This is a genomic window from Desulforamulus putei DSM 12395 (assembly GCF_900129195.1).
GTDB lineage: Bacteria > Bacillota > Desulfotomaculia > Desulfotomaculales > Desulfotomaculaceae > Desulfotomaculum > Desulfotomaculum putei.
In genome coordinates this window covers 83,339-106,840 of sequence record NZ_FQUY01000002.1, presented here as the reverse complement: position 1 = coordinate 106,840, position 23,502 = coordinate 83,339, and the positions used below count along the sequence as shown (strand labels likewise).

15 protein-coding genes are annotated in these 23,502 nt (G+C 54.6%); 3 read left to right on the top strand and 12 right to left on the bottom strand.

From position 1 onward, the window contains the following. From BUB67_RS02645 to BUB67_RS02625, 5 genes are all read right to left on the bottom strand, one after another. Positions 1–1,251 (bottom strand): methylaspartate ammonia-lyase, encoded by a 1,251-nt coding sequence (locus BUB67_RS02645; protein ID WP_073235321.1) that lies wholly within the window; start codon positions 1,249–1,251, stop codon positions 1–3. A 30-nt stretch (positions 1,252–1,281) separates the two neighbouring features. Continuing rightward, entirely contained in the window at positions 1,282–2,733 is a 1,452-nt protein-coding gene (locus tag BUB67_RS02640; RefSeq protein WP_073235318.1) for a methylaspartate mutase subunit E, read from the bottom strand. 27 nt (positions 2,734–2,760) lie between these two features. Next, positions 2,761–4,149 (bottom strand): methylaspartate mutase accessory protein GlmL, encoded by a 1,389-nt coding sequence (glmL, locus tag BUB67_RS02635; RefSeq protein ID WP_073235315.1) that lies wholly within the window; start codon positions 4,147–4,149, stop codon positions 2,761–2,763. 12 nt (positions 4,150–4,161) lie between these two features. Further along, positions 4,162–4,596: a methylaspartate mutase subunit S gene (gene glmS, locus BUB67_RS02630; RefSeq protein ID WP_073235312.1), complete on the bottom strand. Its 435-nt coding sequence runs from the start codon at positions 4,594–4,596 to the stop codon at positions 4,162–4,164. A gap of 177 nt (positions 4,597–4,773) precedes the next feature. Beyond that, positions 4,774–6,813 (bottom strand): N-acetylmuramoyl-L-alanine amidase, encoded by a 2,040-nt coding sequence (locus BUB67_RS02625; protein WP_073235309.1) that lies wholly within the window; start codon positions 6,811–6,813, stop codon positions 4,774–4,776. A gap of 256 nt (positions 6,814–7,069) precedes the next feature. Here BUB67_RS02625 and BUB67_RS02620 point away from each other — a divergent pair, with 256 nt between their 5' ends. Next, positions 7,070–8,020, top strand: coding sequence for a L,D-transpeptidase family protein (locus tag BUB67_RS02620; protein ID WP_238456922.1), 951 nt, complete (start codon positions 7,070–7,072; stop codon positions 8,018–8,020). Positions 8,021–8,054: 34 nt separating this feature from the next. Here the strand turns inward: BUB67_RS02620 and BUB67_RS02615 are convergent, their stop codons facing one another. The 3 genes from BUB67_RS02615 to BUB67_RS02605 all read right to left on the bottom strand — a co-directional run bounded on the left by BUB67_RS02615 (position 8,055) and on the right by BUB67_RS02605 (position 9,749). Continuing rightward, a complete protein-coding gene (locus tag BUB67_RS02615; RefSeq protein ID WP_073235307.1) occupies positions 8,055–9,011 on the bottom strand; it encodes a quinate 5-dehydrogenase in 957 nt (318 codons plus the stop codon). A gap of 124 nt (positions 9,012–9,135) precedes the next feature. Beyond that, complete coding sequence (locus tag BUB67_RS02610) at positions 9,136–9,330, bottom strand: hypothetical protein (protein ID WP_073235304.1); 195 nt, start codon at positions 9,328–9,330, stop codon at positions 9,136–9,138. Between the two features lie 26 nt (positions 9,331–9,356). After that, a complete protein-coding gene (locus BUB67_RS02605) occupies positions 9,357–9,749 on the bottom strand; it encodes a hypothetical protein (RefSeq protein WP_073235301.1) in 393 nt (130 codons plus the stop codon). 206 nt (positions 9,750–9,955) lie between these two features. On the opposite strand from BUB67_RS02605, the gene BUB67_RS02600 reads away from it, so the two are divergent. After that, the gene (locus tag BUB67_RS02600; RefSeq protein WP_073235298.1) at positions 9,956–11,290 is read left to right on the top strand and encodes a DUF6612 family protein; all 1,335 of its coding nucleotides are present in this window, start codon (positions 9,956–9,958) and stop codon (positions 11,288–11,290) included. Positions 11,291–11,430: 140 nt separating this feature from the next. After that, the gene (locus tag BUB67_RS02595) at positions 11,431–11,772 is read left to right on the top strand and encodes a hypothetical protein (RefSeq protein ID WP_073235295.1); all 342 of its coding nucleotides are present in this window, start codon (positions 11,431–11,433) and stop codon (positions 11,770–11,772) included. Positions 11,773–11,836: 64 nt separating this feature from the next. Here the strand turns inward: BUB67_RS02595 and BUB67_RS02590 are convergent, their stop codons facing one another. The 4 genes from BUB67_RS02590 to BUB67_RS02575 form a co-directional block, all read right to left on the bottom strand. Beyond that, complete coding sequence (locus BUB67_RS02590; protein ID WP_073235292.1) at positions 11,837–12,568, bottom strand: CAP domain-containing protein; 732 nt, start codon at positions 12,566–12,568, stop codon at positions 11,837–11,839. Positions 12,569–12,795: 227 nt separating this feature from the next. Continuing rightward, complete coding sequence (locus BUB67_RS02585; RefSeq protein ID WP_143156985.1) at positions 12,796–17,130, bottom strand: hypothetical protein; 4,335 nt, start codon at positions 17,128–17,130, stop codon at positions 12,796–12,798. A 42-nt stretch (positions 17,131–17,172) separates the two neighbouring features. Next, on the bottom strand, positions 17,173–18,015 hold the full coding sequence (locus BUB67_RS02580) for a hypothetical protein (RefSeq protein ID WP_073235620.1): 843 nt from the start codon (positions 18,013–18,015) through the stop codon (positions 17,173–17,175). Beyond that, the gene (locus tag BUB67_RS02575) at positions 18,002–23,482 is read right to left on the bottom strand and encodes an ATP-binding protein (RefSeq protein WP_073235286.1); all 5,481 of its coding nucleotides are present in this window, start codon (positions 23,480–23,482) and stop codon (positions 18,002–18,004) included. The genes BUB67_RS02580 and BUB67_RS02575 overlap by 14 nt, the downstream gene beginning before the upstream one ends. Positions 23,483–23,502 lie beyond the last annotated feature (20 nt).

Here is a 23,502-nt window from a genome sequence, read left to right as displayed (position 1 = left end):
TTAGGCAAATACCCCCTTAGCCCGTAGCAACGCCAGGGTACGGCTCATTTCGTTATAGGTTATCATCAGGCCTTCGTCCACGCCCATGCCCGGTTTGGCCAGAATTTGATCCGGCTGGGTGGCAATGCCGATATGAACACAGACCTGGGACGAGCGGTCGGTTTCGTTGCAGGTCCCTCCCAGGTAAGCCCCGGTGCCCCGCTCCCTGGCATACAGCACTGCTTCGATGGTATTGTTGATGCCGCCCAAGTCGGGGGTTTTTATTTGCACCATGTGCCCGGCCTGGGCATCCACAAATTCCCGGATGTCTTCCAGGGTATTGCACCATTCGTCGGCCACAATCTCCACCCTGATGCCCCGGCTTTCCAGGAGCCGGCGCAGTTCCGCCAGGGCGTTGATTTGCGCCGGCTTGCTGCCCCGGTCCATGGGACCTTCAATGCGGAGCTTCAAAGGGGCAGCGGCCAGTTCCAACTTGGCCAGGTAATCGGCCATGCGATCGGAGTTGTCATCAAAGGCCTGTCCGATGGTTCCGTAAACATCAATATGTAAAATGGGATTGTAATCTTCGCCGCCCAGCCTGCGGGCCCGGTCCCTGAGCCAGGAAACATAATCCAGCAGCTTTTCCCCGTAACGTCCCAGCTTTTCCCGAACATTATTAATCAGCCCGTGGGGCAGCACATCGGCCCGTTTAATGATAATTTTATCGGCATTGGTATAGCGTTCATCGCCGGTCTGGCAAAAGATAGGCACCGGCTTGTCGATCAACTTGCAGTTATACTCCCGGGCCACCACCTCTGCCATGGTGCACCGACCCGCCCTAGCGGCGGCATCCAGCAGGGCCTGGGTGACGCCGTAACGAATGGCTGTGTGCAAGCGGTTCCCCTTGGCATCGGTGAGATGGTCAAATTCCTCCGCCAGTTCCCGGAAACCTGTTACCTCCCGGCCGATCAGCCTGGGCAGCAGGTCCCTTTCCAAGACCGGGATAAAATCTGAAGCCAAAAACAGGGGATCCCGTCCGCCGGCGCCGGAATATTGCACGGCAGCACAATCTCCGAAGGCTACCGTACCGTCCTCCAGCAGCAGCATGACGGAAATGGATTCTCCGCGCTGGCGAACGGCGGAAAAACCAGGGGTGGCAGGCTCGCCCAAGTAGGCAAACCCATCCTGCTCCCGTCCCAATTTAATGGCTTTCTGGTCATCAAAATAAAAGCCGGTCAGTCCCGGTGAAACAATTGCCGCCGTAATTTTCATGTTCTGCCTCCGGTTTGAGATGTGAGATTATTATCTAGGTTTTCCTACCAGCATACCCTTGCCGATGGCGTAAATATCGTCAATCACCATCTGGAAGCTGGGGTCCCTGCCTTCGGCTTTACCCCTTTGTTTTATTTTCTCCCGGTGGACTTCCTTTATTTCTTCCCCGAAGGGTAAGTTGCCGAAATCCAGTAAGCGCACCGCGCCTTGGTAGTCCCGGGCCGGCAGGAGGCGTCCCGCGTTATAGCGGCTGGGGGCAAAGGGCACATCGATAATGCCGGCCTGGAAGCCCCGGACGGTTCCCAGGGCAATGTCTCCATCCCCGAATTCCAGCAACTTTTCCAGGATGGCCCTAGTCTCCGCCTTAATTAACTCTTTTTCACTTTGCAGTTCCTTGAATTCCACCAGGGGCTGGTCCTTTAGCATATTTAAAACCTGCTTGGTGGCGCGGATTCCCGCAGCATTGGCCTCCTTGGTGGGGATGCCCATGGCCTCATGGGGGGTCTTGACAATTACCTTGGTGGCTTTGGCCATGGCGGCGGTGGCCGCTCCCCAGCTGATAACACCAAAGGCCTTGCTTTCATCCTGGGGGAAGCCACCCATCCACTGGTGAAAAACGGTGGTAATGACGACATCATGATAGCCAAAGCGCCCCAGGTATTCCTCTGCCAGTTCCTCCAGGGAACGTACCGCAGCCACATCCTGCGTCAGGTTGCCGCACTGGCCGTAACCCAGGGTCAGGCTTTTGACTCCCTGTTCAGCCGCCAGCAGGGCCTCAATAATGGCGACACTGTGGGAGATGCAAGGGGGTACCAGGGTGCCGGTCAGGGGGCCGAAGGGCTCCCGGTTAATGGAAATGCCCCGTTCCTCGTAATAACCCACCAGCCGGTCCACATACTGCCAGTCCCGGATGGAACGCTCCAGGGGTACATCCTTGGCATAGGGAATGTTATAGGAAATGCCCCCGCCTTCATAGGCCGTAAAACCCCCGGCCAAAGTAATTTCCGTCAGTAACCGGGCATCGGGCGTACCGTGACGGACCTGCACCGGCACCTTCACCGACTCCACCACTTCCCGGCAGGCGGCAACACCATGGTTTACGGCAGGGAAACCGTTCAGCATGGAACGTCCCACCGAGCGGCTTTCTTCAATACCCGACTGGGCTTCCTGGTAGCGGTTTTGCCGGGTGTAGCTGTCGATGGTGGTGGGCAGCAGGTCGGCGCCTCCCTCATCCTGCAGATAGCGCAGCAGTTCGATGTGTTCATGTACCAGGGCAACCCCCGCCCTGGGCTGGGCCAGGGTGATCCCCTCTTTTTTGGCCTGTTCTAACTTTTCGGCAAAACGACGATAGGCAGGAATCCTGGACTGATACGCAACGGCTTCCTCCAGGTCCACTTCCTGTCCCGTGGGCCAACTGTTCAAGACTTCCTGTCTTATTTGCAGGAACTGATCCCAGTCCAGTTTTTTATTGGACAATTGCAAGTGCTTTCATCTCCTTCTATTGGCCATTTATATTTCCACAATATACTTCTTGGCCAACCGCAGCGCCGCGGTTGGTTTTACCTCCGCCAGCAGTCCCACAGCAGCCAGGATATAATCTTTGTCCAGCATCATCCTTGGTGTTTGCGGTCGCAGTATGGTGGGCTGTTCTTGCCTGTACAGGGCCCCCTGTAATATTTCTCGGGGGTTGGGGTGATTCACAATGACCCCGCCGGTGCCGATCAGATAGGGCACCCGGGTCAGGTCCTTGCCATGTTGGATATACATGGCGCCCATGGGGGTCCAGGCGGTTTCCAGCGTGCCGGCGTGCCGTTCCATGGCCAAATCTGCGGCCACCCGAGCCATGGCAGTGTCGATTTTCCACTGATTTTCGTTGGCCGGCAGCAGTTCCACGTTGTCGTGCACTGCATGGACATAGGAAATGACTTCTTCTTCCGGCCGGCCGGCAATTGCCGCCAGTTTCCGGGCGCCCACCGTTTCCAGCAGGGACAGGGCGCTCACCCGCATACCCAGGTCTCCTTCCACCGTGCGCTTGGCAAAAGGTTCCGGCAGCCCTTTAAAGGTCACGCCGGACCGGGTCGGGTATCCTTCGGCCAGGGAGTGAACATCGGTGGTGGCGCCGCCAATGTCCACGATCACCAACTGGCCCCAGCCCGGCTCCTCCCCGGTGCCGGTGGCCAGCAGTTTCGCTGCATTCAGCACCGCCGCCGGGGTGGGCATCAGCACCCCCTGAATATATCTTTCCGCCCGGCGCAGGCCCTTGGCCTCAACAATTTTTTCCAGAAATGTCCTTCGAATGGTTTCCCGGGCGGGTTCCACGTTTAATTTATTTAATTCCGGCAGTACATTGGCAGTGACCCGCACATCTTTGCCGGCCTGGACCAGGATATCCCGGACTTCTTCCGCGGCGGATTTGTTGCCTGCCACAATGATGGTACTGCCGCACCGGGCGGCAGCCAGCATCCTGGCATTGTGCAGGATGGTATCCCTATTGCCGCCGTCCGTTCCTCCGGCCAGCAGGATAATATCCGGGCAGCCGGCATCGATTTGCTCCATCTCCGCTGCCGTCAGCTGGTGGGCAAACACCCCCAGCACCCTGGCCCCCGCCCCCAGGGCTGCCTGCCGGGCCGCCTCCGCTGTAAGTTCCTTGACCAGCCCGATGGCCACCATGCGCAGTCCCCCGGCGGCGCTGCTGCAGGCCAGGCGGTGTTGAAACTCGGGCAGGGCGCCTGCAAAGTGAGGTTTAATCCCCTCCAGGGCCTGCTCCAAGCCCTCCAATATGCTGGTCTCCACGGTGGTAAGCCCTCTGGCTGTGGCAATGACCTCGGCAGACTCCACATCCACCGCCGTGACCTTGGTATAGGTGCTGCCAAAGTCGATTAACAGGGCCAGTTCCATGCCGGTCCCCCCTTAACATTTCTGGGTAAAACCAAAGTCTCTCAACAAATCGTCAATGGCCTGCTGGGGCATGGTTCCGGGGGGATAAGCCCGGTCAAAGCCCATGGCAAGAAATTTTTTCTCCACTTCGGCCCAGTCTTGTTTTCCCACCACCAGGTTGCCGCCCACGTACATTTTAATATTGCCGATGCCTGCCTCTATGGCCTTTTCTCGCAGACCCCGGCAGTCAATTTCTCCGTGACCGTAAAGAGAAGACACCAAAATGGCATCAGCATCGGTTTCTAGCGCGGCGTTGATGAATTCCTCCTGGGACGCCATAACGCCGATGTTTACCACCTTAAATCCCGCCTCGGTGAGAGCATATTCCAGGATGCGGTTTCCCACCGCATGAACGTCCGCCCCGATAACTCCCAAAACTAAGGTTAATTGTTTTTTTTCTTCTTCCAAACGGCAGACCTCCCACGTAGTAACTTAACATAGACAAAGGATTTTTTTTAGTTTCTCCTATTTTGGAAATTGTTCCTCCTTTTAAACCAAATTTTTTTAAAGAGGGTCAGACCCCTTTTGGGAATAATTTACAAATGAACGACAGACCCGGCGAGCGTACTCACCGGGTCTGTTACACTATTGTCCGCTAAAATAAGCGCTGATGCCCCTGGCAATGGCCTCGGCGGCCCTTTGCCGGAAGTCCTGGGAACCAAGCAATGCTTCTTCCTCGGCATTGGAGATAAAGGCCGTTTCTATTAATATGCTGGGCATAACGCTGGTGCGCAGAACCGCAAAGTTGGCCTGCAATACGCCGATATCCCGGCGTCCCACGGCCTCCACCAGTTCCCTTTGCACATCCTCGGCAAGACGCCTGCGGTCATCCCTTTGCTCATACAACATCGGTATGGTAGCCGGTGCATAGTAGTAAGTAGAGGTGCCGCCAATGGCTGTGTTGGGGTTGGCATTGCTGTGAATGCTGACAAAGATATCGGCGCTCTGGTCGTTGGCCATGCGGGTTCGTTCATAAAGATCGATGAAGGTGTCGTCGGAACGGCTCAAGTAAACATTGGCGCCCTGCTTTCTGAGAATTTCAGCCACCTTCAGGGTGATATCAAGGTTGACATCCTTCTCTCTCAGACCATTCTTACCCGAAGCCCCGTTGTCGTAGCCGCCGTGCCCGGCGTCCAGGAAGATGTTCTTGCCTGCCAGCCCGTCACTGTATGAAATCTTACTGATATCCAGCGTCAAGGTCTTTTTATCCTGGGACAATTTGACCGCAACCCGGGCAGACTTCTTCAGGTCCACCACCAGCCGCGAGACGTAGGGGTCCTTGCTGAACCCCGTCCTTATCTGCTGCACCAGGTCGGTATTGGCCTGAATGACAGCCGGTGTTTTATCCAACTGAACATCTTTTAAATTTACCACATATCGGAAAGGATTGGACAGGGTGAATGTATTGTATTCAATGTCATGGTCACAGACGATATTGATGTATGTATGACCCTGCTGCTCGGATATTTGAACATCCACCACTTTGGCTTCAGGAACATAATCTTTGTTTGACTCCGGGGTTGTCCCCTGGTCACCCTCCGGTTGAGTCTCAGGTTGCGGTCCCGGCAGCCAGCTCTTATCGTTCTGCGGCTGGGAGGGTTCCGGTTGATCCACAAAAGAAACCAGCCAGCCTGCCACCCAGGCCGGGGTACCGTTTTCCCGGCGCACCTGCACCCAGTCGCCGGACCGGCTGATGACCGGCAGGCGGACGCCTCTGCTGACCTGTCCGGCAACACTGTGCTGGGTTCCCGGACCGCTCCTCAGGTTGATATTATCTCCGTTAATGACAACCATCTGGGCGCCGGCAACCGGAGCAGTATTGGCCGGCGGAGCGGTGGATTTGGCAGGTGTGTTCTGAGGGGCTTGTACAGATACCAGCCAATTGGCCACCCAGCCGGTGGTACTGCCCACTTGCACTTTAACCCAGGCACCGCTCTGGGCTAACACAGACATCCGGTCCCCTTTTTTCACTTTCCCGACAATACCGTAATTAGTGCCCGGGCCGCTTCTCACATTCAGGCTATCCGCTGTCACCACCGCAACCTTGCCGCTGCCTGCGGCAGCAGGGTTTGCCGGTGTTTTTACCGACGTCACGGGGGCATTTTGCACCTTGACTAACCAGTTAGCCACCCAGCCGGTAGCGCTGCCCGCCTGCACTTTAATCCAGTCACCGCTCTGGGAAAGAATGGGCAATTGGTCGCCCTTTTTTGCTTTCCCGGCAATACCGTAATGGGTGCCCGGGCCGCTTCTTACATTCAAGGTATCTGCTGTCACCACCGCCACTTTACCCTGGGTGTTGGCAGTTGCTGTTCCCCGTGAGGGATTGGTAACATCCTGAACCCCCACCAGCCAGCCTGCCACCCAGGCGGTTTTCCCGCCAACCTGAACCTGGTACCAATCCCCGCTCTTACTGATAACGGGTAACTGGTCGCCTTTATTTACTTGTCCTAGCAGTGCAGTATGGGTACCCGGGCCGCTTCTCAAATTAAGCCTGTCCACATTTACCGTGGCCACCCGGGCCGCCTCGGCCGGACCCGCGTCCCCGATGGGGTTAAAAACAAGGGTTAGCCCCAGCCCCACCAGGACAGTGTAATGAAAAAAACGCTTGCCAAAGTTTAATGTCATGATCCACCACCGCTTTGCCAAATTACATACCCAGAAAAATTTCTACTTAATTGACGAAAAACCTCTTATTTTTGTTACAGACCCAATCGGTAAAAGCAATAGGAAACTCTTCCGTAATTGGGTCTTAAATAATAATTACGATACCTTAATTCTCTTTTGTAGGTTGAAATTGAATTTGTTCCATGCGCATAAGACACTTTGTAAAGGTAAATATTTTTAATAATAACGATGGACCACTTCAACGGAGGGATTTTATTTGAGAAGACTCCTGAAAATCATAACAGGAATTTTTTTTGCCGCCATGCCGTTATTTCTTACCAGCATCCCCTGTGCCGCACAGGAAACAGTTTTAAATTGGTGTCCCTTCAATGAAGACCACGACCGCACGCTCATAACCGGCATCCCGCCGATGCAGGGGGAAGATGTGAAAAATCTGCAGGAGGAATTAAAGGCGCTCCATTACTATAACGGTCCCCTCGACGGCATTTACGGTCCCCTTACCCAAAAGGCGGTAAGGAAGTTTCAACAGGACCATCATTTGCAGGACAACGCGGTGGTAAACTGGGAAACCTGGCATACCCTGGCCCTCAGGATTGAAAAACCTGTGGCCGGTACTGAGAAGATGCCTCCTCCTACAGGAGAGATAGCCATTGTAGTGGACACAACCAAACGAAAGCTGACGGTGATGGCCGACGGCAAACCCTACAAGCAATTTAATGTCGCTTGCGGCAAACCTTCCACCCCCTCACCGGTGGGAACCTGGAAAGTGGTTCATAAGGCAATCAACTGGGGTACCGGTTTTGGCACCCGGTGGATCGGTCTCAATGTCCCCTGGGGTACTTACGGTATCCATGGCACCAACAAACCCTTTTCCATCGGCAGTTACGCCAGTCATGGCTGTATTCGCATGCACAACTCCAGCGTCGAGCAGCTTTATCCTTGGGTTTCCAAGGGAACTCCCGTGTATATAATCGGCAGCCCCTTCGGGGTGCCGGGACAGGGCCACAAAAAATTGGTCCGCGGCGACAGAGGTTCGGATGTTTTTGAAGTACAGCGCACTCTAAAAAGGCTGGGTTATTATGAGGGAGAGGTGGACGGGATTTTTGGCTACGGGATGGAAACAGCCATAAAAAAATTCCGTAAAGCCAACGGTCTGCCCATGGACAATTACGTAGACAGCAAAATGTACCAGGCCTTGGGACTATAAAACAAACCCCGGCGCGCAACCGGGGTTCTCATGTTTAACCCAATTTGTCTGCCGTTTCCGGTTCCGGCAAGAAGGTATCCTTTCTAAATTTTAAAATTTTAGGTTGCCAGTTCAGCTGCTTCAGCAGGCTGTTATAATCCTCCGCCGTGGCCGCCGCCCAGGGTTTGTTCAGCAAAGCCAGGAAGAGCGCCTCCATTACGTTGGTGCCAAAGGTACGCCCCTGAAATTCAGGGGTGGTGGTTACCAGCATACCGGCCCCCCGTTCCATCAGTTCCTCCACATCATCCCGGGTGGTGGTGTTGGTTAAAATTAATTGGCCATTGAGCCTTTCGGGCAGGTATTTCCGGATTAAGTGATAATCCCCCGCCACAACTTCGGCTTCCAGATAGTACCTGACAAACCTGTTGGACCCGGGACGGTGATGTTTCTCCTGCTGCTGGCCGGTGGGGTAAAGTAATTGGAAAGGCAGCCTGGAGACGATAGGCATCAGTTTGGCGGCAATGCTCCGGAGCTTGTCCAACCGGCGGATGGGGATGGGAATGCCAAGGGTAAACATCAGGTCTCCCAGGGTAAGGCGGCACCCGGCCTTCTCCAGGGCCTCGGCCATACCAAAGCGGTCCATGGCGCTGACCATCAAAACCCTGGTGCCATTTCTGATTAATCCTTGTTGGACCAGGCGCTCCACTGCCTGTCTTTCCAGGGTGCTTTTTAAACCGCTGCCGTCAACCACCGGCGTATTTTTCACCGTTTCCAGCAATCGCAAGCCGTCCTGCAATACATAGCGGGTGTTACCGGCATACAAATAAACGTCAATACCGCCCAGCCCGATGGCGTCTACCCGGCCATCCAACTCTTTCAAAATGGAGATGGCCTTATGAATGTCGCCGTCGGTTCCCAGGCGACTGATTTCAAATTCCTCTCCCAGCAATTCCACCCGAACCATATGATTTCGTTTGGATGAACCAAGACTGACGCTGACAACCTTTTTCACGCAAGTCCCTCCGTAATCAAACTTTTAAAGTTCAGTGTAACCAAAATTATAGACAACCAAACCAAAACCTCAATACTGGGATATGCTGGAAAAAGGGGTCTGACCCCCCAAAAAAAGACCGCATTTAGCGGTCCTTCCACTTGTATTTGCCCTTTGTCACAGTGATGTCATGTTCCTCCAGCAGGTCCAGCGCCTCATCATAGCTGTCGACGTACTTTGAGTTAAAGGCAGCTGCCTGCAGGTCCGTGAAAGCGCTTCTGGGAAATCCTGTCCGGGGCGCTGTGGCTTCCACAAGGTCTCTGACCTGATCCTTTTCCATCACGACACCTCCCTGGATTCAAAGTGTTAGAGCGAGCCGCCGTGCTTTGCCAGCACCCGGGCAGCCTTATCACCCATCTCATCGGTGGTTACCACCGTCACAAGAAAGGCTTTGCCCCCGGCCACCCCGTAATCGTCCGCTGCCATTGCGTAGTTGGAGGGATCGGCAGACATCAAAATCCTGGCATCCGCATCCATCAGCCTGCTGGTGTTGGCGGAAAACAACGTCAACCCGGTCAAGGTTTCGGCATCATTGACGGGATTGTTCAGCGCCGCATTGGCTGTGGCGCCATATCTGGAAACTCTGTCCAGGGAAACTTCACTGATGCCCATCCTTTTCAGTTCCTGAACAGCCGCCTCCGCCCTGGTACTGGAAGGAAAATAAGCGAGCAGGGAACGCATCCCCCGGGGTAATGTCATGCTGAGACCCCCTGTCATTGGTTTTCTCTATTATTTCCTTATGCATAACATTTAATGCTAAAAATATTCTTCTTAAATATTTAAGTTTTTTGTTACAAATTCTCAGACAAATACGTCTAAAGATAAAGGGAAAATTATGGTTTTCCCGTCCTGGTGTGGGTGAAAGCCGCCACTGTGGAAAATTATGTTAAAGGAGGACTTGCAAGGTGTTAAAACGCAGTCTGGTATTGTTGCTTTCTCTCTCTATCCTGCTGACTTTGTTTGCTTCTTCAGTCTTTGCCGGGGAATTGCAAAAAACTCTGCTGGATAAGCTGCCACAGCCGGGCGACAAACTAACCCGGGCGGAATTCGTTTCAATGCTGGTGCAAGCTGCCGAGCTGCCTGCACCAGCCAAGTCGGTGGCTTTACCCCTGGATGTACCCGCCGACGCCTGGTATGCCGGCGACATGAAAACCGCCCTGGCAGCCGGTATCATCAGCGGCACTGCCAAGAATACCGTCAACCCGGACCAGCCCGTTACCCAGGCTCAGGCAGCGGTTATGTTGTCTCGGGTTCTTCGTACACCGGACGTTGAGGCCCCCGGCCCGCTGCCCACCCCGGTACCAAACAGCCACTGGGCCTTTGTTCCCTTTACCTGGTTGGTTAAAGAGGGTATTGTGGAACCCACCGTCAAACCCGATGCTTTCCTGACCCCCGCCGAAGGAGCGGCGCTGCTGGATAGGGCCTTTGGCACAGCCAAAGAAGCCAAAGAAATTATGGAAAAAAGCCAAGCTGCCCAGGCTGCCGTTAAAACCCTGCGTGGTACCGGCGATATGTCCATGAACATGAAAGCCAACCCGGCCGTACCCGTGCAAGGCGTGCCGTCCTATATCGGTATGAAAGCCAATGTGGCCTATGAAATGAACCTGGACCAGGGCCTGCACCAGCAGTTTACCATGACCATAACCGGTCTGCCCCAGACCATACCTCCCATGGAAGTGGAACAGTATATGGTGGCCGACGGTATGTACATGAAAATGAAAGACCCCATGTCATCCCAAGTAAAATGGGTGAAAATGCCGGCGGGTTCTGTACCTGATTTTGTCGAACTGATGAAACAGCAGACTAAATTTATGCAGCTTCCCAAGGAATTTGATAAGTATTTCCACTATCGTTTGCTTGGGGAGAAAAAGATCGATGACAAAACTTTCTATGAGCTTTCCTTCTTTGGCAACATTCCAAACCTGAGCCAGTTTATGAACATGGTGGGCTCTCAGGCAGGACTGAGTCAAGATATGCTCAAAAGCCTTGAACAGTCCGGCAGCATGGTTCGCGGCATCAGCATGGTAGGTAAAATCCTGATTGATCAGGAGAAATTTTATGCAGACCAGTTAAATGCCTCGGCAGTGATTGTCTTTGCTGACAAATTTGAGGGTAAGCCCTTCCCCATGAAGTCCCTGACCGCAACATTTAACTTCTTATATAAAGATTACGGGACAAAGATTGACATTAAGCTGCCTGCTGAAGCAGCCAGGGCCGAAGTGTTACCTTTGGGCCCCTAGGGTACGTTGCCGCCAGCCAGCGTCAACTAATTGAATGCGAACAATCAAAAGAGTGCCGGTACACCTCAGCACTCTTTTCATATGGATAGCCCAGGGTAAATTATGGTAAACTGAAGGTAAAATTTGCCGGAGGTGATTTTTTGAGCAGCGAAGTCAGGCCCACTCCTTCACTGGAGCAGTATATTTTGGTAGCGCTCATTGATATTTACAGGGGGTTAAAGGTAAACCTGCCGGTGGAACTGGACAAAGAAGTACAAAAGAATGTACTGCGGGATGTCCTTTCCTCTGCCATCAGCTTTGCGGAGAAACAGGAAAGCATGCAGGTCATCAGCAATGAATTGTTCAAATGCGCCAAGGAAGGTTGTACCCTGCAGGATCAAATGGAGGTCATTGAAAAACAAAGCCCGGACGTGATAAATGCCAAAATATCCGCAGCGGCTTATCTATTAAAGCTTGTGAATAAAGAAAGGAATTTGCATTAATCACCCTTGTAAGCAGATTACTACAGAGAGACACCCGTCCAAGCAGGTGTCTCTCATCTGTTAATTAACCATTAAATTCTTGCACAAACATCTTGCCGTAAGGGCCGCCGTTTACAACACCGATGCCCACCCTGGTGTATTTATCGCTTAAAATATTGGCCCGGTGAGTGGGGGAATTCATCAGGTTGGTGTGGGCGGTATTGACATCCGGAGCGCCCGCCAGGTTTTCCCCTGCATAGCGGTAGGTGATGCCGTTATTTTTCATCATATCGAAGGGTGAACCGTAGGTGGGAGATTGATGTGAAAAATAGTTTTTGTCAATCATATCCTGGGCTTTCATGCGGGCAATTTGGGTCAGTTTGGCATCCAGCGCCAGGGGCTTAAGGCCCTTGGCAGCACGTTCCTTGTTAATCAGGTTCAACATGGCCTGCTCGTCCGCCGTGCTGATACCGCCGGAAGGCTGGTTGGTTTTTACGGTACTGACAACGGGTTGGACGGTTTTATTGGTAGAAGTTGTTTGGGTGTTGTTGTAATAGTTGTAAGTCCTGTAATTGGTGGTTTTTTCTTTTGTGTAATCCCGGTAGTTTGTGTAGTTGTAGTAATTCCTGTAATTGGCGGCGGCTGGTTTGTAACTGTAGGAATTATAATACTTGCTGCTATAATTGGCGCCGTTACTTTTGGTGTTGTCGTAGCTTACATAGGCTTCGGCGGAACCGGTACCCGGTACAGCGAGGGCCAGCACAAAGGCAAAAGCGCCCAGGACCAGGCCTGAAAACAATTTCAGTGCTGTTTTCATGTTTCTTCTCCTTTCGCTATTTAAATTTGCACTAAAAAAGTGGACTAGCTACGCTATATATTAACTTGTATCAGGCTTCAATGACAACCAATCATATACTGTCTTATATGGGCTTAACCCTGAATACCTTGCCTGGCAAAAAAGAAACCTGTCATATTCATCAAATAACTGACAGGTGGAAATTTTTTTAAATTTTTTTACTTCTCCTGTTAGACTGGCAAACTGTATCAAAAAATCCCCGCCCCGGCCAGCTGCTGCAGACGCTGCCAAAAAGCACGCTGCTGGTGGGGCGGCATCTCCCGGAAACGGGTCAGCAGCCCCTCTACGGCCAGGTCGTCCAACCGCTGCTGCAAAAGCCCCATCGCTTCCCGCACCTCCTGCTGCTGCTCCGGTGTGAGGTAGGCCGGTCTCTTCTGCAAAGCCTGCAACGCCCGGACACAGCGCTCGGCCGACCACTGCTCTATCACAGCGGTTTCCGGCAGGTGGCGCGCCAGCCAGTCCGCCGCCCGCCGCCCCCGCTCGGCCATCAACAGATCCAGCATACTGCTGTATATGGATTCGCTGTCCAGAGGCGGCACGTCACCGGCAAAAGCCTCGGCCAACTCCTGGCGCAGTGACTGACACAAAGCGCGCAGTGCACCATCATCCAGTTGCTCCTGTTCCTGTTCCAGGCGTCGGAAGTGGTCTGCCATCAGCTCGGCCTGGCGCTGCACCAGTTCCAAATCCTCCAGATCCCTGGGGTTGCCGCTGTACAAATGACACAGCGCCGTGGCTTCCCGCACCAGGTTGTACAGGTCGGTCATGCCCTTAACCACGCTGAAGGCAAAAACCTTATTCGCCCGCTCCTTGATGGCCTCTATTTGCCGCAAACAATTCCTTTGAAACTCGGCCAGCTGGCACCTGGCTTCTTCTATTTGGCGCCCGGCAATGTCGGCGCGGCACCTGGCCTGCTCCAGCCGCCCGGCCAGTTCCTGCACCCGCTCCAGCCAGCCCCGCAGGGTGACCACCGTTATCTGGTCGTCAATCTGTTTATCCACCAGACGGCTTATATCCTCCCGCACCCGCTTAATTCTGGCCAGTTCGTGCACATGCTCCTCCACCTGCCGCATATGCTGGACCAGCTGCTCCTTTTCTTCGTCCAGGTCAATACATTCCAAGTTTGCCTTCACATTTTTCATTTTGCTCTTTAACTTCTCTAACTGTACCTCACTGCTGGCGCTCTGGCCGCGCAGCCAGTCCGGGAAAAGCTTCTGCACCAAAAAACGCGCCGCAGTATAGTGCTTGGTCACTTCATCCAGCCGCTGCTGGCCCCAAAAATGCTTGCTGCTGCCCAGCAAGTTGAACAACCCGGCCAAATCGGCGGCTGCCCAAGAAATCTGACTCACATCCTGGCGCTGGCGTCCCTTTTCCAACTTCTCCAGAGCTGTATTCAGCGTGTTCTCAAATTCCACCAGCCTAGCTTTCTGGCGCCTTGTTTTGTCGCGCAAAAGTTCTAACTTATAGAAAAGCTCCCCCGGTGGCGAGGCTTTCTGCTGCAGCTCGACTGCCCGTTGCTCATATACCAGCCAATCATCGAGCGCCTCCACCAGCTCCCAATCATTAAGCAACTTTTCCCATTCAGAAATGTCCTGCTGGGAGAAGCGGCAAAAATAGGTATCCTCCAGCACAACCAGATCGAAAAATTTGCCTGCAAAGGCCCTTGAAAGCCAATCTGCCACTTTCACCGGCTGGCCTTTGTACAGAAGCTGCAAGCTGGTAAGGCGGCGGCTGAAATATAAACCCAGCACCAGCCCGGCCGAAGCCAGATTTAAGCCAAAGGGCGGCGCACAAAACGCCCGCACAGCCTGGCCCAGAGATAGTAAGCCGCCGGTACCTGCACTGTCACTGCCGACCGTCCCCTCCCGTTCACAGGGTCCCACCGGGTCCAAAGACGCCGGGCAGTCCACCTCCCCCTTTGCCAACCAGTTATCCAAACAGTCAAAAAGACGACGCAATGCGGGATGCCCCGGCTTTAATCTTACCTGGCCGGCATCGTCCAACGCCTTCCAAGTTTGAACAAACAGCGTCTCTGCTCGGTTTTTACTATGTCTGACCAAAGCAGCAATCCAATCCCGATTAAAATTGCCTTGAAAAAGCTGGCGGGTAAAAGTAAAGCTGTCGTTGGCCGCATTACCGCGCACCGTGGCAAATCCGTCAAAGGGAAAAGGAATGCGAGCGGGGTAGACGGCAACGAACAAATTGCTCAAGACCTGGAACAAACTGTTTCCAGGCACCGACTCACTGGTAGCCGTCAAAAACTGCCGACACTCCACCAGCCTGTCAAAACAACCGGTCATCTCCTGCAGCAAAGAAGCCTGCCTTTCCCGGATAAAGTGGCCGTAACGGTTCATTTCCTCCGAGCTCATCTCTTCCTGCAAAACCCAGTATTCGGCCATCAGGCGTCCCAGCTCGCCCTGGCTGTCGGGCAAAAATACCACCGCCAGCGGCGCGCCGTAACCGCCGGCGGCACCTGCCCGGGCCAGCAGGGCGTTCAACTGCCGCTGTGCTTCCTGGCGTACCAGTTCCAGATTGCTTTCCGGCCCTACATAACAATAAATCAACCGGCCCTTGCTCTTGTCCGGCGCCAGCGCCTCCTGCCAGGATCCAAAAGCAAACTCTAACTGGGCCCCCAGCAGGGTAATGCTGCTAAACACCACCTCGTACTTAAATTCCGGCGTGGAAATATTGTTTTCCAGGGCGAAATCCACCGGAAGCTCTTTTTTGTCCAGCCAGTTAGCCAGATGACGGTGAAAAATCTCCACCTGCCGCTGCGCCCCCACGGCCTGCGCCCGGCGGGCCATGAGATCCAGAAATGCCTGGCGCGGCACGGCGTCGGCCACAATATCATACTGGCACAAGGCGGCATTCCAGCTCAAGACGCCGTACTCGCCCTGCAGCACCGCCAGCGCAGCCGTCAGCCTTTCCTCTGGCAAGCTGCAGCACTGAGCCAGCAGCGCCAGGTAGTCGGCCTGCTCCACTATTTGTAAGCCTAACCGAGTCACCAGCAGCACGGCCTGCAGCGCCGCGTTTTCTTCCGCCGTAAAGCGCTGCCCATACTTGTGGCAAACCTCCTGGTAAGCTTGGGCCGCCGCTCCCCGTCCGCCTAGGCGCTCGCCGGCCACAAACTCGGCCAGCAAATCCTCGGTGAGCAAATCCACCGGCCGCAGCAGCGCTTCCGCTGGCTGCTCCTGCCCAGCCATAGAGCTATAAGCTCCGGCCAGCAGCGTGATGGCCGAGCGCTGCTGCAGTTCCTTGCCCGCCGCCAGGCGCTGTAAAAGCCAAGTAGAAAGGGGATGCAGCGGCCAGCAGCCCTGGCAGACTACCCGGTAAAAGTCTTCCTGTTCCCGCCAGAGAGAACGGCTAATACCACCCGGCAGCGTTTTTTGCAACAGTCGCCAGCATTGCTCATACACCGCCTGATTCAGGCCCACCCGCCGCTTTAGCTCCGCCTGGTCTTTCTTTTCCAGCAAACTGGCAATTAATGTTTCCAGATTGCTGGAAAGGCGGTAGCGGGACACCCCGTCATAGCGGGTCACATAGCGGTCCAGCTCATCCCGCAGCTCGGGTGCCACGCGGGAAATATAGGCGCGCAACTCATACTGAATGAAAAGCACCAGAAAAACCCGCTCACCGTGAGCCTGCACCGCTTCAAAAAGCTGCTGCAGCACCCCGGAACCGGCCACGTGGGGTTTTTGCACGGCAAACTCCAGATAGCGACCAAACTCGTCAAACATAATCAACAAGCCAGCGTAGGGGCGACCTGGCCCGCAGTAATGTTCCTGCACCACGCGGATGAAATCGGGCAGCGATTCCTGACCCACCGTGTGAATGGACGCCCCCATCTTTTGCTCGTATATCTCATTTACCCGGCGAAAAGCCAGCTCATCCTGTTCCTGCAAAAGAGAAATAATCTGCTCCGCACTGCCACAGGCACCAAAATGAGCGGCAAAATCCTCTCGCAGGTGGATATAAAAAGCCCGCACGAAATTTATGGCGCTCTTAAAGCGGGGCCGCAGATTATCCAGCACCGACGTGCTGATGCCGTCCCGCTGTAAAGCGCGCAGCACCTGGCGGATGATCTCCTGGCCCAGGTCAAAATCGCGCATGCCGTTGATGGCCACCACCAGATAGGGCTGCGCAAGTTCAGCCAGCTGTCTTCTCACCCGCAAGGCCAGCTCCCGGTCTGCTACCTCCATATTGCGCAGGATTGACCCGGCCAGGGACCCCTGGGGCGCAGTCAGCAAAGCGCTCAAGGTTACCGCCAGGTGGGACTTACCAGTACCGTAACCGGCCACGGCCATCATAAATGGGTCGTCGGCTCCACCGCCAGTCAATCGTTCCAGCAACTCGGCCGTAAAACTGACTGTATCGGTAAGGCCGGCGGCGCTGTCGGCCGGACCGTGGAAAATAAAATGCCGCGCTGCCTTTTGGGCTAAAGATGGGTTTTCCTCCCGCCAGCTTAATGCCACCGCCCCGTTAAACAACAGATCCTGCCGTAATAAAGCAACATCCTGCCAGGGCACCACCATCACATCCTTAACACTTTACTTTCCGAAAAAAAATTACTAACCGCCTGCCGGCGCCGCTTCCTCCAACCAGCGGCCCAGCTCCTGCCAGGCTTCTGTGGCAGTCGCCCGCTTTTCCAAAATCCAGGGCCGCCGCTGCCTGTCCAGGGCTAAAAGCCCGGACTGCTCCATCCATTCCAAAGCCTGCTCCAACTCCTGGCAGCTCCACAGGCAAATATCCGGCCAGCCCGTTTCTGCTACCAGCTCATCCACCGTTATCTGCCCCCGGCCGGAGAAAAACCTTTCCCACAGTTCCAGTACAAAGGCGGCATAGGGCAGGGCACACTGAACGTCCAGCGGTGCCCGGCAGCGCACCACCTCTCCCTGGCGCTGGCTCAGAACTCCGGCCCGGCCTAGGGCGGCATCCTCCAGGTAGGTGCGCAGGAGCGGCCCGGTGCGGCTGCGTCCCGGCCCGAAATGCTCCACCAGGTACTGCTCCACCTGGGCGGCAGAAAAGCGGCTGCCCAGAGAAGCGCGCCCGCTGACAAATACCAGGTGCCAGGCCGCCGCTCCACCCCGCGGCAGACAGAGATGCATGTGCGCCAACCACTGTACCAAGGGACGTCCTAAATGGCGGTCGCCGGTATACACCGCCTGACCAAAACCGGTAAGCCGGGGCTTTTTTTTGCCAGACCCGGAAGACCTACCCAGTGTCACCAAATTCATGCCGCGGGCGTAGTCCAAAATAGCCGGCACCTTGCCCGTAGACCGCCCCATGGGTATGCTGGTAGCCTGGGAAATTTCCTGGTAACTGCCCTCCCCGCCTAGTGCGGCGTACTCCAGCAGGGCGGCCAAAAGGCGCCGCTCCGGTAAAAAGGTTTTGTGAAAGTTAATGGGCAACATCCGGCACACCATCATCACCCCTTGCCAAACGCTCCGTCAGAGCGGTCACCTTGATCTTGACATAATGGTTACCCTTCAGTTTACCGTCGCTTTCACGCCAGACATAGCCCAGCGAATAGCACTCGCCCCGGCCCAGGTTGGCCAGCCTGTCCACCCAATCCTCCGGCCGCTCGCCAGTGGCATGGGCAATAATATTTGCAAAAGAGCGCAGCTCGGTATCGGCCGGACGGAAGAAAAGCTTGTGGGCGGCCTGGAACAGGCGGTCGCGCTCCTCCTGCTTCAAGTTGCTCAAAGTCTGGGTGGCCAGCAGCAGAGAAAGGCCAAACTTGCGCCCCTCGCGCAGCATACCGGCCAGCGAACCACCCTCGGCGTGGTCCAGGTTCTGCACCTCGTCCAGCACCACCGGACGAGGCCGGGCCTCATTGCCGCAGGAACGGTAATACCAATACAGATCCAGCAGCACAAATTCCGTGATCAAACGGGCCATATCGGGAGCAAAGCCTACCAGTTGTATTACATGGCAGCGGTTTTGCAAATCGGTAAAAAGTTCCTCCCAGCTGCTGCTGCCCGCCCCCAGTGGATTGGTATCCACAAAGGGACGCAGTAAATTCAACAGGGAGAGGCAATAATTAGCGCCCGTCCCCCCGGTGGCATAGAGTTCCTCCAGCTTTTCCAGTAAACGGGCCAGAGTGAAATTATCCCCTTCCTGCTGCACACCTTCCCGGATCACACTGTGCAAAGTGGCCTTTTGCTGTTCCCCTAAATTGCTGAACAGGGCGGCAAATAAATTAGTGATGCGCTGGGCCACATCGCCGGGGGTATCAAATAACTCAATGCCGTCCATCAAGTAACGCTGGCGGCGGAAGGGGTTGATGGCCAGCGGCTGATGGCGCACCACATGCTGCCGGGGGTTAAAATACTGTACAAAAAGCTTATCCAGCTGGGCATTGGTAAAACCATTGGTATAGTCCACAATCAAACTGCTTACCCCGCACCGGCCCAGTTCGGCCAGCAGACACTGGATGGCATAAGTTTTACCTGTGCCCGAAGCGCCAAAAATCAACATGTGCCGGTTGGGCAAGCCCGGATGGCCGTACTCCCAATACACAGGTTGACCGCCAGCCCTGGTGCCCAGCAATATACGCTGCGGCACGGATGGCTGGTCATATGCCGGCAGCACTTCTTCCCCGGGCACAGCGGGGCTATCCGACGAAGCAGCCACCAAAACAGCCGGGGTTGTAAAATCGGTATATTGGTCGTTATCTACTGCCCCTGCCACCGGATGGCATTCAGTCCCGGCTTTCCTTTCCTGCCCGGAGGATGTTAATGCAGTGTCGGCTTCCATCCCCGGTGGAGCAGGGGGAGCATTCATCCCATCATCCGGAAGCGGGGAAGCCGGGACAGCTGACTCATCAACCGCTCCCGCATCATCCTGCAACGACCGGCCTATAAACCGGCAGGCCGGCCAGTCTGCCAGCTCCGCAGGCCGCTCTCCCTTAAGGCACAGCCGCTGGATGAAATCCCGCCCGCACTGGAAGGCGAGTACAGGCAATATATTGCTGCCCGGCAGTTCCACCTCAAAGAGCACTTCGTGCTGCATTACATCTCCCGGCCGATCGGTCCAAAAAGTGAAAGCAGCCGCCTGCCATTCTATATCAAAAGAACCCTCACTTAAAAGCTCCAGCGCCGCCAGCACTTCATTGTACTGTTCGCCGCTGACCCCGTGACTGGCAATCAAGCGGTGCAACTGCAGCCACCAGTAGCGCTGGTCGGGCCTGTCCTTCACACCCGCCTTCTCACCCGGCGGACATGGCATAAAGCGGCTTACCAAGCGCTGCAAACCATTTCTCAACTGCTCACGGGCCTTAAGTAAATGCTCCTCACTTTCCCCGCCCAGTTTACACTCCAGCAGGCGGGCCCGCACCAACACCCGGCCATTCACAAGACAGGCCCGCAGGTGAAGAAAATCCGGACGCCGGTCATTTTGGGCAAACCAATGATGAAAGGCATCCAGCGAGACCAGAACATCACTGAAAAATCCTTCATCCTGTCGCTTCAGCAACAACCGCACCATACTGCCGGCAATAAACTCGCGGAAAAACTTTTCCGGCCCGGTGGACTTGATTAAGGAAAGCCCGCTCAAATAAGGCCGCTCTTCCGGATCCCGCCAGCATAGAGCCCTGGCTATTTGCCCGGCCTGGATCTCTGTTAAGCTGCCGGGAAACAGCTTCATCACCCAGCGGGCAAGTTTCTTTTGAATTTCGCTTAAATAAAAGCGGGTCGTAGAAATAGTAAAATTTGCTTCGCCGTGCGAACCCACACCGGTGCCAAAACCGATGATATCCGGGCTATTGCCACTGTCGTTCCGCAGAGTAGTAATCACATACTCATCCATGGCCGGGTCAATACATACCACCCACACACTGCAGGTGTGAGCAGTCTTCAACACCTCCTGAAAACCACCGATACGGCGTGTTTCCAATAGCAAAAATCTATCACCTTTACCTCCAAGGTTTTGCAGCCGGGCTACCAACTGACTGTGAGCCGCACCTCGTTTAAAGCGCAGGTTGGTCAGCACCCGCTGCCGCTTATAACCGCTTGCGGCACTCTTGTTCCGGCAGCACACTTTCTCCAAAACTGGAAAAAAGCGGTAGTTTTCCAGCGGCATAGATAATCTCCGGGGCAAAATCAAAAACTCGCTCTCACTGTCCTGGAAAAAGTCACTCAACAAGACTAAATCGAAACTATTCTGCGCCAGCATATTCTTCAAATCTGTGTAATTCTCATCCTCGCCCACCATGCGGTAGTGCAATGTCAAACGACAACGACTTAAATGGTCGCCTTCTTCCTCATCGGCACCCTGATGCCAGCTCTCCTGCCAGGCCTTCAACCAACACCGCACCGCCCAATCGCTGCGCGTGCTGGCAAAAACCGTAATCCGCAAGGCGTACTGCTCCAGCCCATTCTCTTCCCGCTCTTTTAGCAGATCCCGCAAAAAACCGTCCACACCGGCAATGATCTGCTGTAGCGAGTGACCGGCATAAACCGCTAGGGACAGTCCATCACCGGCATAAGGATGCATTTCCCGGTAATCCATTAAAACGCGTTTTATCAGCTCTGCCAACCGGCCCCGGCGGAAAAGCTCTATTTTGCTCTCTTCCTCCTCCGGTATCTCCTCTTCTACAAAATCCAGCAATTCCAGCCCGGCACTGTCCGTACCCCCCCGGCCCAACACCTGTAAGTAAGCAAAATCACGCCCCGCGGTCTCCAGCCGCCGCTGACTGAACACCGCGCCCAGCGGCCGCCGCACCGCCGCCAGCTCCACCATGCGTTCCCAGGTTGCACCCTGCAAATCCACATCCTCGCTGCCGGCAAAAACCTTTTCCATTAGATAACACAGACTTTCCAGTAAAAAACTAAACTGATAATAAAGCATTTCCAGCATCACCGGATGCAGTGGCGTAACCAAGGCGGCAGGCAAATCCTTTTCCCACACCGGATCGGGCTGCTTGAGAAAAGTGCTGTCCACTATTAAAAAAGCCTTGAGTAACAAGAGTGCCGCATCCTTACCGACTGCACTTTCGGTCTCCATACATTCCTCCAGAGCCTGGAGGTAAGCTTTGGCCATGTTTTCATATTCCATGGCCTTTTCTCCCCGCGCGGCCAGCGTGGAAAAAAGTCCCCTCTCATAAGTGGCCACTATAAACCGCCAGTACTGGAGCACCAGAGCTTTCACTTCCTGCCAGGGCTTACCATTTAGCTCCCGACCAACCCCGGCAAGTAGATCATAAACCTGCCTTTGCTCGTGCTGTAGCGCCCGCATCAACATGCGGCAGGCTTCCTCTTCCTGGCGAGCCCGGCCCAAACCGTTTGCCCCCGGCAGAACAAACAGCGGCAGCCCCTGCGCTCGCTCCAAATGTTCATAAGCCCACTCCAGCAGCAATACCAGCAGGCGGCAGGGATGGGTTAAGGGCAACGGCCAAAAAAATTCCCGCTTAAACTCTTCTCTGTCCTTGCTTACAAAAGTACAGGAAAACTGCAGCCCCGGCTGGCCGGTAGCATGATATAGATAGGTCATATGCTGTTCCGCTTTACCGGCCGGGCAAAGGCTGACATCCACTTTCAGTTCCTGGCCGCCTGCGCTCACCTGTAAGCTGTTGGCCAGCCACCCATCTATCCCGCCCAGTAAGCGCTGCAAAAAAGTCTTGGCGCGCCCATCGGTATCTTTTTCTTCCTCATCTTGGGCCGGGGCAAATTCATGCTTAAAGAGCACACTTTGCAAGCTCAATTTATCAATATCCTCCAGCTGAACACTCGGCCACTCTTTTTTCAAATCCCGCAAGGTCAACCAGATAGCGCGCAAAAATACCTCCGGCAAAAGGCCTTCCACCCTGGTGGGCGTTTTCTTCTTGGGAGGTTCAAAAGGCCCCTCTCCATCCTCATCAAGTTTTTTGGCTCTGGGTTTATACTTCAAAATTCCATCGCACAACAGAACAAAGTCCACGCGGCGCAGCTTATCCGCCAGTTCAGGTGAAGGCTCGCCAATGTATTGCGCCACAGCCTGAACCAGCTCTTCTACTTCAGCAAATGCACCCAGTTGCCATTCCTGGACCTGCAAACTCTCCATATCATCCGGCCGGGCCAGCAGCTTTTGAATATTTTCAAGACACTTTTCCCTTTCTGCAGGGGACAAAAACGCCTTATAGCTGAAAAATTCCTGTGCCTGCCGAAAATAAAACCCACACTGCTTACGCCAATCCTGCCGTCTCTTGGACTTCAACCTGGCTTTTAACACCAACCCAGACAGGGCGGGCAATTCAAAATGGGACAAATTGCTAAGCAGCAGCCGACAGGCTTCCTGCCCGCTGCTGGCAAAACTTAAATCCAACCCATCAAGATAAGCGCTGATGCCCGGCAAATCGGCCAGGCCCCGCTCATACATATAGTCCAGTACAGCGCTAGCCAGTTCCTCCCAGACCACCGCCTCGTCGCCCAGACTGCGCGCAAATTTTTCTTCCACCCAGGGGCGGGTACTTTTGGGAAGCGCTTCCCGCCACAACGCCTGCTGATCCAAGTGGTAAAAATCCTGCAGGCTGTGCCGGTCGGTAATATGATCCGCCCCGGCCAGAACAATCAGCAGCAGTTCTTCTGATCCGGGCAACAAATTGCGCTGCTCGGTCAAATTGTCCCCCTCGTTGTACCAGTTCATCTTCCTTATCTGTTCCAGGTCGCTCCGCTGGGCGGGTGTACCCTGTTCCCATTCCTTACCTAAGCGGCAGGCCACGCTGTACTGCAACCGAATGGAACGGGGCTGGCGGGCAACCAGTTCTGTTAGTTGTCTGCCCAAATAAAACAACAAAGAGCTATCCCAGGAAGGTAAAACAAAAATTAACTTATTTTGCTCCGCCGTCACAGCGGTTAACTGCCTTTCCAACCAGTTTAGAACGGTTTTTACCAAAAAATACATGGTCTTTTCTCCTTTTCCCA

Excerpts from the sequence above, each read along its gene's own strand:
- BUB67_RS02645 (WP_073235321.1), bottom strand. The coding sequence starts at position 1,251 with ATGAAAATTACGGCGGCAATTGTTTCACCGGGACTGACCGGCTTTTAT.
- glmL (WP_073235315.1), bottom strand. The coding sequence starts at position 4,149 with ATGGAACTGGCCCTGTTAATCGACTTTGGCAGCACCTATACCAAGGTC.
- BUB67_RS02625 (WP_073235309.1), bottom strand. The coding sequence starts at position 6,813 with ATGACATTAAACTTTGGCAAGCGTTTTTTTCATTACACTGTCCTGGTG.
- BUB67_RS02610 (WP_073235304.1), bottom strand. The coding sequence starts at position 9,330 with ATGGAAAAGGATCAGGTCAGAGACCTTGTGGAAGCCACAGCGCCCCGG.
- BUB67_RS02605 (WP_073235301.1), bottom strand. The coding sequence starts at position 9,749 with ATGACATTACCCCGGGGGATGCGTTCCCTGCTCGCTTATTTTCCTTCC.
- BUB67_RS02590 (WP_073235292.1), bottom strand. The coding sequence starts at position 12,568 with ATGAAAACAGCACTGAAATTGTTTTCAGGCCTGGTCCTGGGCGCTTTT.
- BUB67_RS02580 (WP_073235620.1), bottom strand. The coding sequence starts at position 18,015 with ATGTTGCCCATTAACTTTCACAAAACCTTTTTACCGGAGCGGCGCCTT.
- BUB67_RS02575 (WP_073235286.1), bottom strand. The coding sequence starts at position 23,482 with ATGTATTTTTTGGTAAAAACCGTTCTAAACTGGTTGGAAAGGCAGTTA.